Source organism: Pantoea sp. SGAir0184 (assembly GCF_043544755.1).
Window position 1 is genome coordinate 2,685,623 of record NZ_CP028050.1, and the last position, 15,768, is coordinate 2,701,390.

At 59.3% G+C, this 15,768-nt stretch carries 18 protein-coding genes and 2 tRNA genes; 12 read left to right on the forward strand and 8 right to left on the reverse strand.

The features are described from left to right. Window positions 1-15: 15 nt before the first annotated feature. Both C1N60_RS12765 and rutR read right to left on the reverse strand, forming a co-directional pair. Window positions 16-990: a metal-dependent hydrolase gene (locus C1N60_RS12765; RefSeq protein WP_264239590.1), complete on the reverse strand. Its 975-nt coding sequence runs from the start codon at window positions 988-990 to the stop codon at window positions 16-18. A gap of 25 nt (window positions 991-1,015) precedes the next feature. Next, window positions 1,016-1,651 (reverse strand): HTH-type transcriptional regulator RutR, encoded by a 636-nt coding sequence (gene rutR / locus C1N60_RS12770; RefSeq protein WP_031279844.1) that lies wholly within the window; start codon window positions 1,649-1,651, stop codon window positions 1,016-1,018. Between the two features lie 308 nt (window positions 1,652-1,959). Here rutR and rutA point away from each other — a divergent pair, with 308 nt between their 5' ends. From rutA to rutG, 6 genes are read left to right on the forward strand one after another with little or no spacing between them, the layout of a single operon-like run. Continuing rightward, window positions 1,960-3,051 (forward strand): pyrimidine utilization protein A, encoded by a 1,092-nt coding sequence (rutA, locus tag C1N60_RS12775; RefSeq protein WP_058759710.1) that lies wholly within the window; start codon window positions 1,960-1,962, stop codon window positions 3,049-3,051. Next, window positions 3,051-3,761, forward strand: coding sequence for a pyrimidine utilization protein B (rutB, locus tag C1N60_RS12780; RefSeq protein ID WP_058769585.1), 711 nt, complete (start codon window positions 3,051-3,053; stop codon window positions 3,759-3,761). The genes rutA and rutB overlap by 1 nt, the downstream gene beginning before the upstream one ends. A gap of 42 nt (window positions 3,762-3,803) precedes the next feature. Then, window positions 3,804-4,199 carry a pyrimidine utilization protein C gene (gene rutC / locus C1N60_RS12785; RefSeq protein ID WP_021508286.1) on the forward strand — a complete coding sequence of 132 codons (396 nt, stop codon included), beginning with the start codon at window positions 3,804-3,806 and terminating at the stop codon, window positions 4,197-4,199. Further along, the gene (gene rutD / locus C1N60_RS12790) at window positions 4,199-4,999 is read left to right on the forward strand and encodes a pyrimidine utilization protein D (RefSeq protein ID WP_241797793.1); all 801 of its coding nucleotides are present in this window, start codon (window positions 4,199-4,201) and stop codon (window positions 4,997-4,999) included. The genes rutC and rutD overlap by 1 nt, the downstream gene beginning before the upstream one ends. Before the next feature lie 14 nt (window positions 5,000-5,013). Next, the gene (gene rutF, locus C1N60_RS12795; RefSeq protein WP_058769583.1) at window positions 5,014-5,535 is read left to right on the forward strand and encodes an NADH-dependent FMN reductase RutF; all 522 of its coding nucleotides are present in this window, start codon (window positions 5,014-5,016) and stop codon (window positions 5,533-5,535) included. Between the two features lie 45 nt (window positions 5,536-5,580). Then, the gene (gene rutG, locus C1N60_RS12800; RefSeq protein ID WP_211726471.1) at window positions 5,581-6,906 is read left to right on the forward strand and encodes a pyrimidine utilization transport protein G; all 1,326 of its coding nucleotides are present in this window, start codon (window positions 5,581-5,583) and stop codon (window positions 6,904-6,906) included. Here the strand turns inward: rutG and C1N60_RS12805 are convergent. Together C1N60_RS12805 and C1N60_RS12810 are read right to left on the reverse strand one after the other, a co-directional pair. After that, complete coding sequence (locus C1N60_RS12805) at window positions 6,903-7,817, reverse strand: DMT family transporter (protein ID WP_394520934.1); 915 nt, start codon at window positions 7,815-7,817, stop codon at window positions 6,903-6,905. The two genes, rutG and C1N60_RS12805, sit on opposite strands and share 4 nt — an antisense overlap. Window positions 7,818-7,927: 110 nt before the next feature. Further along, a complete protein-coding gene (locus C1N60_RS12810) occupies window positions 7,928-8,092 on the reverse strand; it encodes a con-10 family general stress protein (protein ID WP_010616548.1) in 165 nt (54 codons plus the stop codon). Window positions 8,093-8,404: 312 nt separating this feature from the next. Between C1N60_RS12810 and wrbA the strand changes: the two genes are divergently transcribed. The 3 genes from wrbA to C1N60_RS12825 are packed head-to-tail and all read left to right on the forward strand — an operon-like array spanning window position 8,405 to window position 10,681. Further along, window positions 8,405-9,004, forward strand: a complete 600-nt coding sequence (wrbA, locus tag C1N60_RS12815; protein WP_021508291.1) for an NAD(P)H:quinone oxidoreductase — start codon at window positions 8,405-8,407, stop codon at window positions 9,002-9,004. Window positions 9,005-9,024: 20 nt separating this feature from the next. After that, window positions 9,025-9,255 (forward strand): YccJ family protein, encoded by a 231-nt coding sequence (locus C1N60_RS12820; protein WP_021508292.1) that lies wholly within the window; start codon window positions 9,025-9,027, stop codon window positions 9,253-9,255. 52 nt (window positions 9,256-9,307) lie between these two features. Next, on the forward strand, window positions 9,308-10,681 hold the full coding sequence (locus C1N60_RS12825; RefSeq protein ID WP_394516706.1) for an NAD-dependent succinate-semialdehyde dehydrogenase: 1,374 nt from the start codon (window positions 9,308-9,310) through the stop codon (window positions 10,679-10,681). Between the two features lie 119 nt (window positions 10,682-10,800). Here the strand turns inward: C1N60_RS12825 and agp are convergent, their stop codons facing one another. The 3 genes from agp to C1N60_RS12840 all read right to left on the reverse strand — a co-directional run bounded on the left by agp (window position 10,801) and on the right by C1N60_RS12840 (window position 12,894). Then, window positions 10,801-12,423, reverse strand: coding sequence for a bifunctional glucose-1-phosphatase/inositol phosphatase (agp, locus tag C1N60_RS12830; protein WP_394520936.1), 1,623 nt, complete (start codon window positions 12,421-12,423; stop codon window positions 10,801-10,803). 256 nt (window positions 12,424-12,679) lie between these two features. Next, window positions 12,680-12,767: transfer RNA gene (locus tag C1N60_RS12835), tRNA-Ser, on the reverse strand. A gap of 39 nt (window positions 12,768-12,806) precedes the next feature. Beyond that, window positions 12,807-12,894 (reverse strand) — tRNA-Ser (locus C1N60_RS12840). A gap of 223 nt (window positions 12,895-13,117) precedes the next feature. Here C1N60_RS12840 and yccA point away from each other — a divergent pair. Together yccA and tusE are read left to right on the forward strand one after the other, a co-directional pair. After that, a complete protein-coding gene (gene yccA / locus C1N60_RS12845) occupies window positions 13,118-13,774 on the forward strand; it encodes an FtsH protease modulator YccA (protein WP_021508295.1) in 657 nt (218 codons plus the stop codon). 100 nt (window positions 13,775-13,874) lie between these two features. Further along, window positions 13,875-14,201 (forward strand): sulfurtransferase TusE, encoded by a 327-nt coding sequence (gene tusE, locus C1N60_RS12850; RefSeq protein WP_010616552.1) that lies wholly within the window; start codon window positions 13,875-13,877, stop codon window positions 14,199-14,201. Here the strand turns inward: tusE and yccX are convergent, their stop codons facing one another. Next, window positions 14,202-14,480 carry an acylphosphatase gene (gene yccX, locus C1N60_RS12855; protein ID WP_058775394.1) on the reverse strand — a complete coding sequence of 93 codons (279 nt, stop codon included), beginning with the start codon at window positions 14,478-14,480 and terminating at the stop codon, window positions 14,202-14,204. It abuts the gene before it with no gap. Window positions 14,481-14,563: 83 nt separating this feature from the next. On the opposite strand from yccX, the gene rlmI reads away from it, so the two are divergent. Then, window positions 14,564-15,754, forward strand: a complete 1,191-nt coding sequence (gene rlmI / locus C1N60_RS12860) for a 23S rRNA (cytosine(1962)-C(5))-methyltransferase RlmI (protein ID WP_278426569.1) — start codon at window positions 14,564-14,566, stop codon at window positions 15,752-15,754. The last annotated feature ends 14 nt before the right edge of the window (window positions 15,755-15,768 follow it).

The following is a 15,768-nucleotide window of genomic DNA, read 5'->3' on the forward strand; positions in this document are numbered from 1 at the left end:
TGCGGGCCTTTTTCGTTATAAGCGTTCTGTGAATTTGTGCCACGCCTGCGCCAGCGACGGCCGCAGCGAATCTTCCCGCTGTGGTGCTGCTGCCGGCGCTGCGGCGGGACCGAGATTAAAGGTAAAGGTGTAATCCGGCTCTTCCCCCATGCGCAAATCCACGATCAGCGTGTCGTTGCCCTGCTGGCGCATGGCATAAAATCCATGGCTGAACCACGCAACGCGTTCGGCGTGCCACTGGCCTTTAAACGGGGCAAAAAGCGCGGGATGACGATCGTACCAGCGAATCTGTAAGGGACGATCGGGTGACAGTAGCGACCACCAGGCTTCCCCGTAGCGCTGCGGCGTGATAATTACCGTGCGCCACACCAGCGTGTTGAACGCGGTGGGCGTCACCAGCAGTTGCTGCGGCTGCACGGCCTGCTGCGTCAGCTGGTGCTCAATATGCCGGGTAGCAACACTTTGCGCCACCATGCTCCAGCCCAGGTACAGCGTACTGATGAGCAATCCGGCCTGATTCCAGCGTAGCCCGCACGCATCCCGCCGCCACAGTGCGACGATCAGGGCGATCAGCAGCGGCAGCGTGTAGAGCGGATCGATGATGAACATGCTGCCGATGGCGAACGGGTAATCGGTCAGCGGCAGCCCGAGTTGCGTGCCGTACACCGTGGTCAGGTCCAGCAGCGGATGCGTGATCAGTGCCAGCCAGATGGCGAGGCACCAGGCGCGCCAGTGCTGCCGGCTGCGCGTCGCGCCAGCCACCAGCCAGCCGGGCAACGGAGCCACCAGCGTCAGCCACAGCAGCGCGTGGCTCTCGGTGCGGTGCAGCGTCATGTTGCGGATGGCATCGCCGTGGTCGATAAACACGTCGAGGTCCGGCAGCGTGCCCGCGACCGCCCCCGCCAGCGCCGCCTGCCACAGCGGCACGCGTTTGCCCATTACGGCCACGGTCACCGCCGCGCCCAGCGCTAGTTGTGATAGCGAATCCATGCACTCTCCTGGTCAGCCACTGGGATCAGCGCACGCGGATCCCTTCAATGATCATGCGCTGAACGTTATCCAGCGTCTGGGCAAAAAATTCCGCATCGTTTAGCGTCTGGCCGGTGATGGCTTCCACCTGGGACGCGAAATCAGCGTAGTGCTGCGTGGTCGCCCACAGCAGAAAGAACAGATGCTGCGGCTGCACGCCGGCAATACGCCCTTCGGCGATCCACTGTTCGATAATCGCCGCTTTGTCATCCACCAGCGCTTTTAAATCCCCCGCCAGCTCGCCCTTCAGCAGCGGCGCGCCCTGCAGCATCTCCAGACAGAACAGACGCGATGCCTGCGGGTGGTCACGCGACACTTCCAGCTTGAGACGAATATAGTTGCGGATGGCCACCAGCGGATCCTGGTCATGACGCAGCGCACGCAGCGGCGCCAGCCACACATCAAGAATCTCTTTCAGTACCGCCACATACAGCACTTCTTTTGACGGATAGTAGTAAAGCAGGTTGGTTTTTGAGACGTCCGCGCGCTCAGCCACTTTATCCAGACTGGTGCCGTGAATGCCAAACTGCGAGAAGAAGGCCAATGCCGCTTCCAGAATAGCTGCCCGTTTCGCCGCAACGGCCCGCGATCGGCGTCCTGGCTTTTTTTCATCGCTTTTCACACTGTTACCTCTTCCATCCTGCGAAATCGCATCATAACAAACGCCCTGTTTCCTGCCTAATGCTGTGCCCTGCACCTTTTTCGCTCAGATGACGCATGAAAAACGTGCAATTTGTTTTGACCAGATGGTCTGTTTTGGACCAGTCACTCAGGATTTACTACGTCGCTAATTTTAACCGATTGTTATGTATCACTTTTAAAATTGTGGCACAGGCTTTGCAATTTTGTGATCGAGCGCCGCCCGCAGGATGCGTGCAGGAAGCAACGCAGCGCGTGAAGCAATCCATGTTCAATGCAGAGAGGTTTCACATGAAAATTGGCGTTTTCGTTCCGATTGGCAACAATGGCTGGCTGATCTCCACGCATGCCCCGCAATACAAGCCGACCTTTGAGCTCAACAAAGCGATTGTGCTCAAGGCTGAGCACTATCACTTCGACTTTGCCCTGTCGATGATTAAGCTGCGCGGCTTCGGCGGCAAAACCGAATTCTGGGACCACAACCTGGAGTCCTTCACCCTGATGGCCGGGCTGGCCGCGGTGACCTCACGCATTGAAATCTACGCCACCGCCGCCACCCTGACGCTGCCGCCTGCCATCGTGGCGCGCATGGCCGCCACCATCGACTCCATCTCCGGCGGCCGCTTCGGCGTCAATCTGGTGACCGGCTGGCAGAAGCCGGAGTATGAGCAGATGGGGCTGTGGCCGGGCGATGAATATTTTGCCAGCCGCTACAACTACCTGACGGAGTATGTCACGGTGCTGCGCGACCTGTGGGGCACTGGTCAGAGCGACTTCAAAGGTGAGTTCTTCACCATGAACGACTGTCGCGTCAGTCCGCAGCCGCAGAAGCCGATGAAGGTGATTTGCGCCGGTCAAAGTGATGCCGGCATGGCCTTTTCGGCGCAATACGCTGATTACAACTTCTGCTTCGGCAAGGGCGTCAATACCCCGACCGCCTTTGCGCCCACCGCCGCACGCATGAAACAGGCCGCGGACAAAACCGGGCGCGACGTCGGTTCCTACGTGCTGTTTATGATTATCGCCGCCGAAAGCGACGAAGCCGCGCGCGCCAAATGGGAACACTACAAAGCCGGTGCTGACGAGGAAGCCCTCGCCTGGCTCACCACGCAGAGCCAGCAGGACACCAAATCCGGCAGCGACACCAATGTGCGCCAGATGGCGGATCCGACCTCTGCCGTCAACATCAATATGGGTACGCTGGTCGGTTCTTATGCCAGCGTGGCACGCATGCTGGATGAAGTGGCGCTGGTGGAAGGCACCGAAGGCGTGCTGCTGACCTTTGATGATTTCCTGCAGGGCATTGAAGATTTTGGTGAACGTATCCAGCCGCTGATGGCGTGCCGCCGCGCGCTGATTGACGCCCACAAGGAGGTTGCATAATGAATACCGTCGTTTGTGCCCACAGCACCAGCCAGCCTGCAGTGACTCTGCCGGCGCGCCCGGAAGCCATCGCCCTGCCGCCGGCGCAAAGCGCGCTGATTGTGGTGGATATGCAGAACGCCTACGCCAGCCAGGGCGGCTATCTCGATCTGGCCGGGTTTGATGTCTCCGCCACTCAGCCGGTTATCGCCCGGATTCATCAGGCGGTCACCGCCGCCCGCGCGGCAGGGATGCAGATCATCTGGTTCCAGAACGGCTGGGATAATCAGTATGTCGAAGCCGGTGACGCCGGTTCGCCTAATTTCCATAAATCCAACGCGCTGAAAACCATGCGTCAGCGGCCGGAGCTGCACGGCACGCTGCTGGCAAAAGGCGGCTGGGATTATGCGCTGGTGGATGAACTGGTGCCGCAAGCCGGCGATATCGTGCTGCCCAAACCGCGCTACAGCGGCTTTTTCAACACGCCGCTCGACAGCATGCTGCGCAGCCGCGGTATTCGTCATCTGGTGTTTACCGGCATTGCCACCAACGTCTGCGTGGAATCGACGCTGCGCGACGGCTTTTTCCTCGAGTATTTCGGCGTGGTGCTGGCCGATGCCACCCATCAGGCTGGACCGTCGTTTGCTCAGCAGGCGGCGCTGTTCAACATTGAAACCTTTTTTGGCTGGGTCAGCGATACCGACACCTTCTGCGAGGCGCTGAAGTCGTAACCGCCGTTTCACCTGCACGCTTAATAATAAGGACTCTGAGTCATGCCTAAAACAGTGATTATTCCTCCCGGCACCACCACGCCGATCGCTCCGTTTGTGCCCGGCACTTTAGCCGATGGCGTGGTGTACGTTTCCGGTACGCTGCCGTTCGATGCCGACAACAACGTGGTGCACGTCGGGGATGCGGCGGCGCAAACCCGCCACGTGCTGGAAACCATCAAAAAAGTGATCGAGACCGCCGGTGGCAGCCTGCAGGACGTCACTTTCAACTCGATTTTTATCACCGACTGGAGCAACTACGCGGCAGTAAACCAGGTATATGCCGACTATTTCCCCGGCGACAAACCGGCGCGCTTCTGTATTCAGTGCGGTCTGGTGAAACCCGATGCGCTGATTGAAATCGCCAGCGTGGCACACATTGGCCGGCAGGAGGCGTAATGCATCTGGACATTCAGGGATTAAGCGCGCCCGACGCGCCGACGCTGGTACTGTCGTCCGGGCTGGGCGGCGTGGCCGCTTTCTGGCAACCGCAGCTGGCGGCACTGACGCCGCACTATCGCGTGGTGACCTACGATCAGCGCGGCACCGGTCGCAGCCCCGATACGCTGCCGGAAGGTTACAGCATGGCGATGATGGCGGCGGAACTGGCCGACGCGCTGGCGGAGCACGGCATCGAACAGTATGACATCGTGGGCCATGCGCTTGGCGGGCTGATTGGTCTGCAGCTGGCGCTCGATTATCCGCAGCGCGTGGGACGCGTAGTGGTGATTAACGGCTGGCTGGCGCTGAATGCCCACACCGAGCGCTGCTTCCAGGTGCGCCAGGATCTGCTGCTCAACGTTGGTGTGGAAGCGTTTGTGCGCGCGCAGCCGCTATTTCTTTATCCGGCCGAATGGCTGGCACGCCATCAGTCACGCATCAGCGCGGAGGATGTACATCACGTGGCGCATTTCCAGGGCATGGAGAACCTGCTGCGGCGTCTGCACGCGCTGAAATCGGCCGATTTCCGTCCGCACGCCTCGCGAATCACCCAGCCGGTGCTGGCGATATGCAGTCAGGATGACCTGCTGGTGCCGTGGAGCTGCTCGCCGCAGCTGGCGCAGGCGCTGCCCAACGGCAGCCTGATTGAGATGCCGTGGGGCGGCCATGCCATGAGCGTGACCGATGCCGACAACTTCAATGCACTGCTGCTGCGCTGGCTGGCGGACACCGCCACGCCGGCTCGCCGCGCCAGCTAATCACGGAGCCGATGATGAGCGTACATGAACTGCCCCTGCTGCCCGAAGTGAGCCAGCAGGCTTTCCGCGATGCCATGTCCGGCCTGGGCGCGGCGGTCAATATCATCACCACCGACGGTCCCGCCGGACGCGCCGGTTTTACCGCCACCGCGGTGTGCAGCGTCAGTGATACGCCGCCGACGCTGTTGGTTTGTCTCAATCGCAACGCGTCGGTGTGGCCTCTTTTCCGCGATAACGGCGTGCTGTGCGTGAACACGCTGGCCGCCGGGCAGGAGTCATTGTCGACGCTGTTTGGCGGCAAAACCCCGATGACTGAACGTTTCGCCGCCGCCCGCTGGCACACGCAGCGCAGCGGCGCACCGCTGCTGCAGGGGGCGCTGATGGCGTTCGACTGCACCATCACGCAGGTCGTCAGCGTGGCGACACACGACATTCTGTTTTGCAACGTGATGGCGCTGGAGCGCCATGATGCCCAGCCCGGTCTGATGTGGTTTGACCGTCGCTACCATGCCCTTTCACGGCAGGACGCCCGCTAACGCCGCACCGTGCGGCCCGGTTCGACCACTACCCTGGAGAAGACGATGGCGAGTTCCTGGTTCCCCCGCTGGCAGAAAAAGTCAGCCATGAGCGATAACGGGCTGATTGCCCCGGACGAAACCCTGCCGCTTGGGCAGACGTTCGTGCTGGGCCTGCAGCATGCGGTAGCAATGTTTGGCGCAACGGTGCTGATGCCGCTGCTGATGGGGCTGGACCCCAATCTGGCGATTCTGGTTTCCGGTATCGGCACCCTGCTGTTCTTTGTCATTACCGGTGGTCGCGTGCCGAGTTATCTCGGATCGAGCGCCGCGTTTGTCGGCGTGGTGATCGCCATTACCGGCTTCAACGGTCAGGGGCTCAATCCCAACCTGGCGCTGGCGCTGGGCGGCGTTATTGCCTGCGGCGCGCTCTACACGCTGATTGGCCTGGTGGTGATGAAAGTGGGTACCGGCTGGATTGAACGGCTGATGCCACCGGTGGTAACCGGCGCGGTAGTGATGGCTATCGGTCTTAATCTGGCACCGATTGCGGTGCACAGCGTCTCCGCCTCGATGTTTGATAGCTGGATGGCGGTGATGACGGTGCTGTGCATCGGGCTGGTGGCGGTATTTACCCGCGGCATGGTGCAGCGGCTGCTGATTCTGGTCGGACTGATTGTCGCCTGGGCGCTGTACGCTCTGCTGACCAATGTGATGGGCTTCGGCAAGCCGGTGGATTTCAGCCGCGTGGCCAGCGCCGCGTGGTTTGGTCTGCCGCACACCACCGCGCCAGTATTTGATATGCAGGCAATCGTGATGATCGCACCGGTGGCGATTATTCTGGTGGCAGAGAACCTCGGCCATATTAAAGCGGTGGCGGGCATGACCGGGCGCAATCTCGATCCGTGGATGGGACGCGCGTTCGTCGGTGACGGCCTGGCAACCATGCTGTCCGGTTCCATCGGCGGCAGCGGCGTCACCACCTATGCCGAAAACATTGGCGTGATGGCGGTGACCAAAGTCTACTCCACGCTGGCGTTTGTCGCCGCAGCGCTGATTGCGCTGGTGCTGGGCTTTTCGCCTAAGTTCGGCGCGCTCATCCACACCATTCCCGGCCCGGTGATTGGCGGTGCCTCGATTGTGGTGTTTGGCTTAATCGCCGTGGCCGGCGCACGTATCTGGGTGCAAAACCATGTCGATTTTAGCCAGAACAGCAATCTGATTATGGTGGCCACCACGCTGGTGCTCGGCGCCGGGGATTTTGCGCTGAAGATTGGCAGCTTTACCCTCGGCGGCATCGGCACGGCCACCTTCGGTGCCATTATCCTCAATGCAATTCTGCAGCGACGCAGTGCCGCGCTGACCCAGCCGGCGGCGCGCCCGCAGCCTTAAGGCTTCTGCGGTGCCTGCTCCGGCACCGCTTTTTTGCGCCGCATGCGCAGTTCACTGACAATCACCCCGCAGACAATCAGTGCGCCGCCCAGCAGCGCCGCCGCCGGTAACCGTTCGCCGGCAATGCGTCCGACCACACCGGCCCACACCGGCTCGCCGGCATAAATCACCGTGGCGCGCGTCGGCGAGACGCTGCGCTGCGCCCAGTTCATGGTGACCTGAATCATCGCGCTGGCCGCGCCGAGGCCCAGCGCGCTGAACAGCAGCGGCGCCGATAGCGTGGGTAAAGATTCGCCGTTGGGCAGCATCAGCACGAAGGCGCAGGCCGAGGCCACCAGCAGCTGTACCAGCGTCACGCGGCGCACATCGACCTGCCCGGCGTAGCGGCTGATAAGAATGATCTCGGCGGCAATGGCGAGGGTGCTGAGCAGCGTGGCGATCTCACCGGCATTCAGCGTCAGGCTGCCATCCTGCGGACCCGCCACCAGCACCAGACCGGTGAACGCCAGCAAAATGCCCAGCCACGCCATCAGGCCCGGCGGCCGGCGCAGAAACAGCCACTGCAACAGCGGCACTACCGGCACGTAAAGTGCCGTCAGAAACGCCGACTGGCTGCTGGAAATGGTTTGCATACCCCAGGTTTGCAGTCCGTAACCACCGGCAATCGCCACGCCAATCAGCGTACCCGCTTTGATTTCCAGCCAGGTAATGTGACGCAAATAGCGACGAAAGAAAAAGGCCAGCAGCAGCGAGGCGGTAGCAAAACGCAGCCCGACAAAAAAGAACGGCCCCGAGTGCGCCATGGCGCGATGCACCACCAGAAAGGTGCCACCCCAGACCATCGTGATAAAAATAAGTACCAGCTCCTGACGCGTAATACGCAGGCTGAGGCGGGAAGTGGAAGCAGACATAATGCACCAGAATAGAGGACTGGCGCACATTTTTGCTGATTAGCCGGGCAAATTGCAATCATTGTAACCGCCGGGCGTACCCGGCGGCCGGGGATACCGTCACAGACGCACTATTTTTTTGCGCGGCTGCGTCCCCCCTTTTCACCTGCTTCGGCAGCACGCTGCGGATCATTTCTGAAATTCCCGCCGCTGTTTTTACCGCCTTTTCGACCCGCTTCCGCGGCCCTTTCGCGATCTTCCGCGAAGTTGCCTGATCCTCCACGATGTTGAGCCATCATTTCCTCCAGGTATTGAGCATAGGTGGTGAAGACATTTCACTGCGCTAACAGTGTCAGGTCAGGTGCGCACTATCTCGCCACACCCGCTTAAAGCATAGCCAATGGATGCGCACAATCAGGCACATATTCATACTTTGCAACAGATAAACCGCTTAGCATCGTTTTTATGGCGAGATATTCAGCTGAAAAACAAGCGGTTAGCGGCAGAAGTCGCAGCGCGATCTCCGTGACTGTTCAACGGCTGACCAGCATAGCGCGCAGCCTCTTCTATACTTCTTTCTGTTCCTTACACCACAGGATGAAAACACGATGGCAAAAATTCTGGTGCTTTATTACTCCATGTATGGACATATCGAAACCATGGCTAACGCAGTGGCGGACGGTGCGAAGAGCGTGAGCGGTGCCGAAGTCACCATTCTGCGCGTGCCGGAAAGTATGGATGCCGAACGGTTTGCTCAGGTCGGCGGGAAGGTTAACCAGCCGGCGGCGGAAGCCAAACCGGACGACCTGCCGCAGTACGATGCCATCATCGTCGGCACCCCGACGCGCTTCGGCAACATGTCCGGTCAGATGCGTAATTTCTGGGACCGCACCGGCGGCCTGTGGGCCTCTGGCGCGCTGTACGGCAAGATTGCCAGCGTGTTTGCGTCTACCGGCACCGGCGGCGGTCAGGAGCAGACCATTACCTCGGTGTGGACCACCCTGGCACATCACGGCATGGTGATTGTGCCCATCGGCTACGGCACCAAAGAGTTGTTTGATATTTCGCAGGTGCGTGGCGGTACGCCGTATGGCGCAACCACGCTGGCGGGCGGTGACGGATCGCGCCAGCCCTCGGCGGAAGAACTGGAAATTGCCCGTTATCAGGGCCAATACGTCGCCGGTCTGGCGGTAAAACTGAAAGGATAAATTCCCAACAGGAGAGAGTTATGGCAACAGAACAGTTTAAAGCTCACCACGTGGGCGAATGGGCGACCTTACGTCACACCTCACCGGAAATCGCTGAAGCAATTTTCGAAGTGGCGAATTATGACGAACGGCTTGCCGAAGAGATCTGGCGCCAGCAAGGCAGCGATGAGGTGTTATTCCGCGCGTTTGAGAAAACCGACCAGGACGTCCTGACGTGGGACGATAAGCCGGTCGAACGCAAAAACATCTGAAGCACAGGCGGGCATGTCCCGCCTTCTCATTTTTAGCCGTCAGGGAGCCTTTATGTCAGCCTATCAAAGCATTAATCCGGCCAATAATCAGCTGCTGAAAACCTGGCCATCACACGATGACAGCTACGCGCAGCAGGCGCTGCACACCGCCGATGCGCTCTACCATTCGCCGTGGAGCAAAGGCGATATTCAGCCGCGTCTGCAGGTGCTGCATCGTCTGGCAGAGTTGATCGACCAGCACAGCGAAGAGCTGGCCACCATCGCCAGCAAAGAGATGGGTAAGCTGATTGGCCAGAGCCGCGGCGAAGTGAAAATCTGCGCCAGCATCGCGCGCTATTATGCCGAACACGCGGCAAGGCTGTTACAGGCACAGCCCTATCCCAGCGATGTCGGTGATGCCTGGCTCGAATACCATCCGATTGGCGTGGTAGTGGCCGTCGAGCCGTGGAATTTCCCGTATTATCAGCTGATGCGCGTGCTGGCACCGAACCTGGCATTGGGCAACCCGGTGCTGGCGAAACATGCCAACATTGTGCCGCACTGTGCCGACGTGTTTGAAAAGCTGGTGCTGGAAGCCGGTGCGCCGCAGGGCGCGTGGACCAATCTGTTTATCTCTAACCAGCAGGTGGCCGATCTGATTGCCGATCCGCGCGTGCAAGGTGTGGCGCTCACCGGTTCAGAGCGCGCCGGCAGCGCGGTGGCCGAGCAGGCCGGTAAGCACCTGAAAAAATCTACGCTGGAGCTGGGTGGTAACGATGTGTTTGTGGTGCTGGACGATGCCGATATTGATGAAGCGGTGCGTCAGGGCGCGCAGGCGCGGCTGAGCAACTGCGGTCAGGTATGTACCGCGGCGAAGCGCTTTATTCTGCATGAAAAGATTGCCGATCGCTTTATGGCTAAGTTTAGCGCGGCGCTGCAATCCGCTACGCCCGGCGATCCGTTAGATGAAAAAACCACACTGGGGCCGCTGTCGTCACAGGATGCACGTGACCGGCTGGTGAAACAGGTGGACGAGGCGGTGGCGCATGGCGCACGCGTGGAATGCGGCGGACGCGTAATCGACGGCGTCGGCTGCTACTACCAGCCAACCATCCTGACCGGCCTGACGCCGGATAACCCGGCTTACTATCAGGAGTTTTTCGGCCCGGTGGCGCAGGTGTATGTGGTGGCGGACGACCGTGCTGCCGTGGCGCTGGCCAACGACTCACACTACGGTTTGGGCGGTTCCGTGTGGACGCGGGACATTGCGCGCGGGCGCAATATGGCTTCGCAGATTGAGACCGGCATGGTGTTTATCAATTCGCAGAGCGATACCGCGGCTGAGCTGCCGTTCGGCGGCGTGAAGCGCTCCGGCTATGGCCGTGAACTGTCCGATCTCGGACTGAAGGAGTTTGCTAACCAGAAACTGGTCGTGGTAGCCGGTTAAGCGGCATGAAACCACCGTTGAACTGAACGGTGGTTTTATTCGGTTCACTGCGGTGCGCGTCAATGCGCAGCCGGTAACAACACAGCAGGGTCGCCGTGCATGGCGACCCTGCTGGCGTTTTAGTTGCTGGCTGCTGCCGGCTGTTGCGCGGGTTTAGCGTCCGCCTCCGGCTTCGCCGGCGTTGCATCAGCCTGCGCTTTCTGCGCCACTGCCGCATCGGCTTTCGCCTTGTCGTCTGCCGCTTTCTGGGCGCTGGCCTTCTCAGCTTTGGCTTTGTCGTCCGCCGCTTTTTGCGCCGCGGCCTTGTCCGCCTTCACTTTTTCCTCAGCGGCTTTGGCGTCAGCGGCTTTCTGCGCTGCAGCTTTATCAGCCGCGGCTTTGTCAGCCGCCGCTTTATCTGCGCTGGCCTGATCCGCTTTGGCCTGTGCGTCATCGCTGGCTGCCGGCGCGGCAGCAGGCTGTGCGGCCGGTGCCGGTGCGGCTGGCTGCAGCGGCGTACCCTGCAGCGCGTTGTTCAGCGCGCTGGTGAACTGATCCCAGCTGCAGTAGCCGTTGGCGTCAGTGTCACACCCCGCCAGCTGCAGCGTAACGCGCTTCGGTGGGTTCTTCAGGCTCAGCACATCGGCATTACGCAGTTGATCCGCCGTCTGATAGACATACTCCACTTTCAGCAGATCTTTGTTGTTCTTTGCATCGTGCCAGCGTTCAAACACCACCTGGCCGCCAATCGGGGTTTTCTCGTCGTTACCCGGCAGCTCGTATGGCTTAACCTGCAGCGCGCTCAGCAATGACGCGATATTCGAATCGTGTCCGACCATCAGCGTGACTTTTGGCGCGGTGGCTTTATCCTGATCGACCAGCTGGCTACGGATGTAATCCACCAGCGGTGCGGCAACGTCACGCGCCACTTCCGGCGAGGTAAACAGCGCATCCTGATAGCCATTTTTGATCGCTGCCAGCTCTTTCCACTGCTCTGGCGTTTTGATTTGTCCCCAGGCAACCTGATCCGCCGGGAAACCTTCGTAATACTGCAGCGTAAAGGCATCGATCAGGGAGTTACCCACTTTCAGCGGACCACTCACGCCGGGCTCTTTGCCGTTGTCCGCGCTAAAGGTGTTGTCGCCGCTGCTCAGATCGCACTGCTTCTTGCCGTTACAGGCTGGAGCCGATTTGTAATCCACGATTTTTTCCAGCCGCTGAAACGCCGGCTTCAGCGCCAGCTTCTCATTGGCTGCGGTCATCGCCGCCAGCGCTTTCTTGTTAAACGCTTCGCTGCCATCGGTGATGACCGGATTGAAGATCGGGTCCATGGTGCCCATCGCATCCTGATGGGTAACCGCGATATCACAGCCAGGGAAAGCGCCAGTGACAAAATACTGCGCGGTCGCCACGGTGCGCTGCAGGCTGTTGGCATAGACAAAAATGTTGCTGCTGTCCGGACAGGTACCGTTCTGTACCAGCCCCTGCTGGGCCAGCCACTGACGGGTATAGTTACCCATATAGACTTCGAGCACGCCGCCTTTGGTGGTCAGCTCTCCACCGGGCACATCCCACTGCGGCCAGCTTTTTTTCGTCGCCTGCTCCAGCACGCTGCCATTATTCGCCAGCGGAGCACGCAGATTGTGACGACTCAGCATCAGGACCTGCTGCAGCTGCATGTCGCCATCCGCAGCGTAAGCGCTCATACCCATCGGCAGCGCCGCAATCACTGACAGCGCGCAAAGACTCAGTTTCTTGATCATTGTGCCTATTCCATAATTCATCAGGGAAACACTCTGGCATTCAAGCGATTAGCTCGCCAAAGAGCGAATTACCGCACAGTGTAACTCAGCTCGCCTGAGAAAATCGCCAGATGTTTGCAAAAACCGTGAATCGACTATAGCAGTAAACACGTTAGCCGTCGGGTTACGGCAGCGGATTGAAAAGCATCAGGATGTTTTTCGGAAGAATGGAATGCAGAAAAGCAAAAAGCCCGCATCGCTGCGGGCTTCTCGTATATGGCGGAGGAACAGAGATTCGAACTCTGGGATGGTTTCCCATCGGCGGTTTTCAAGACCGCTGCCTTAAGCCACTCGGCCATCCCTCCTGAAATCGTTTTGTCACCTGACACTGCGAGAGTGTGAAGTGGCGGAGGAGGAGAGATTCGAACTCTCGGATGGTTTCCCATCGGCGGTTTTCAAGACCGCTGCCTTAAGCCGCTCGGCCACCCCTCCGCAATGAGGCGCACTATAAACATCCCCCCGAACGATGTAAAGCATCCAATGATTCGTTCGCCTGAAAAACAGTCAAAAATGATTTTTTTGCCGTCTTAATCGTCATTCTGCTCAGTGAAACAGCAATTTATCGCGTAAAGATGGGTAAAACGCCTTTTCTGTCCTCTGACCGTTGCGTATTCTCAGGCCATATTTGGTGTTCTCTCTCTAACAGGAGCGCATGATGGACAGAATAATTAGCTCGTCACAGCAGCAGTCGCTACTCAGCACCCATAAAGTGCTGCGCAATACTTATTTCTTACTTGGCCTGACGCTGGCGTTTTCCGCCGTCACCGCCACACTCAGCACCGTTTACGCCCTGCCCTCGCCGGGACTGATTCTGATGCTGGTGGGCTTTTACGGATTGATGTTCCTGACTTATCGTCTGGCGAACAGTCCGGCGGGTATTTTGGCCGCGTTTGCCTTCACCGGCTTCCTCGGTTACTGCCTCGGTCCGATTCTCAGCTCGTTCCTCACCGCCGGTATGGGTGATGTTATCGCCATGGCGCTGGGCGGCACCGCGCTGGTGTTCTTCTGCTGTTCCGCCTATGTCCTGACCACGCGTCGCGACATGTCTTTCCTTGGCGGCATGATGATGGCCGGCTTTGTGGTGCTGCTGGTGGCTGTGGTTGCCAATATCTTCCTGCAGCTGCCTGCGCTGCACCTGGCGATCAGCGCCCTGTTTATTCTGTTCTCTGCCGGTGCCATTTTGTGGGAAACCAGCAACATCATTCAGGGCGGTGAAACCAACTACATTCGCGCCACCGTCAGCCTGTATGTCTCGCTGTACAACATCTTTGTCAGCCTGCTGAGCCTGCTGGGCTTCGCCAACCGTGACTAAGACGTAAAGCACGCACCGTTAAACCCCGCTCCGGCGGGGTTTTTGCTTTTTATCCGCCGCCGCCTTTACAATGGGCGCGCTGACGATATGAGGAAATAATGTGATTTTTGCCGGTAAAGAGATTGCCACTGATGCAGAAGGCTATCTGAAAAATAGCGCCGACTGGAGTGAAGCGCTGGCGCAGGCCATCGCCCAGCAGGAAGCGATTGAGATGAGTGAAGCGCACTGGGAAGTGGTGCACTTTGTGCGTGATTTTTATCAGCAGTTTAATACCTCGCCGGCGGTGCGCATGCTGGTCAAAGCCATGGCGCAAAAATATGGCGAAGAGAAAGGCAACAGCCGCTATCTGTTTCGCCTGTTTCCGGAAGGTCCGGCCAAACAGGCCACTAAAATCGCTGGCCTGCCAAAACCGGCGAAGTGTCTGTGATCACCCGGTAGTAAACCGCGTCGGCCGCTCCGCCAGCTGATGCGGCTCCACCAGCACCTTATCGACCCGGGCACTGGGCGGTCCGCCCGCCTTCAGCCACGCAATCAGTGACTCCACCTGCTGCGGTTCTCCCGCCGCCAGCACCTCCACGCTGCCATCGGCCAGATTATGCGCATAGCCGGTGACGCCCAGCGCGTTCGCCTGCGCCTGGGTGTAATAACGGAAGCCCACGCCCTGCACCCTGCCGTGAACCCAGATTTTATAACCTGTCGTCGCCATGGCGATCTCCCCCTTTGTGCGTTGCATTTTGCCGCCATCCACCGGAAAATGGCGCCTCATTTTTTCAGGTAAGCATAGCAAACATGACCGTTCGATTGATTCTCGCTAAGGGACGTGAAAAATCCCTGCTCCGCCGCCATCCGTGGGTGTTCTCCGGGGCCGTTGCCCGTATGGAAGGTAAAGCCCAGTCGGGTGAAACCATTGATATCTGTGACAGCAACGGCAAATGGCTGGCCCGCGCCGCCTACTCTCCTCAGTCACAAATTCGCGCGCGCGTCTGGAGCTGGCAACAGGATGAGTCAATCGACATCGCCTTCTTTGTGCGCACGCTGCAAAAAGCCCAGCAGTGGCGCGACTGGCTGGCGCAGCGCGACGGGCTGGACAGCTATCGCCTGATTGCCGGCGAGTCCGATGGACTGCCGGGCGTCACGATTGATCGCTTCGGTAACTTCCTCGTGCTGCAACTGCTGTCGGCCGGGGCGGAGTATCAGCGCCCGGCTCTCGTCTCGGCGCTGCAGCAGTGCTATCCCGACTGCGCCATCTACGACCGCTCTGACGTGGCAGTGCGCAAGAAAGAGGGCCTGGAGCTGGCGCAGGGTCCGGTAAGCGGTGAACTGCCGCCTGCGCTGCTGCCGATTACCGAGCACGGTATGCAGCTGCTGATAGATATTCAGGGCGGTCACAAAACCGGTTATTACCTCGATCAGCGCGACAGCCGTTTTGCCACCCGTCGTTACGCAGAAAATGCCCGGGTGCTTAACTGCTTTTCCTACACCGGCGGCTTTGCGGTCTCTGCTCTGCTCGGCGGCTGCCGGGAAGTGATCAGCGTGGATACCTCGCAGGACGCCCTTGACGTAGCAAAACAGAACGTGGCGCTTAACGGGCTGGATGTCTCACGCGCGCAGTTCCTGCGTGACGATGTGTTCAAACTGCTGCGTCGCTATCGCGACAGCGGCGAGAAGTTCGACATGATCGTCATGGATCCGCCGAAATTCGTTGAGAATAAAAACCAGCTGATGGGTGCCTGCCGCGGCTATAAAGACATCAACATGCTGGCGATGCAGTTGCTGAATCCGGGCGGCATTCTGCTGACCTTCTCCTGTTCCGGGCTGATGGCCACCGAGCTGTTCCAGAAAATTATCGCCGATGCCGCTGTTGATGCCGGTCGTGATGTACAATTTATAGAGCAGTTCCGTCAGGCAGCCGACCATCCGGTGATCGCCAGCTATCCTGAAGGGCTTTATCTGAAAGGCTTTGCCTGTCGCGTACTGTGACTTGAAAACGCTGT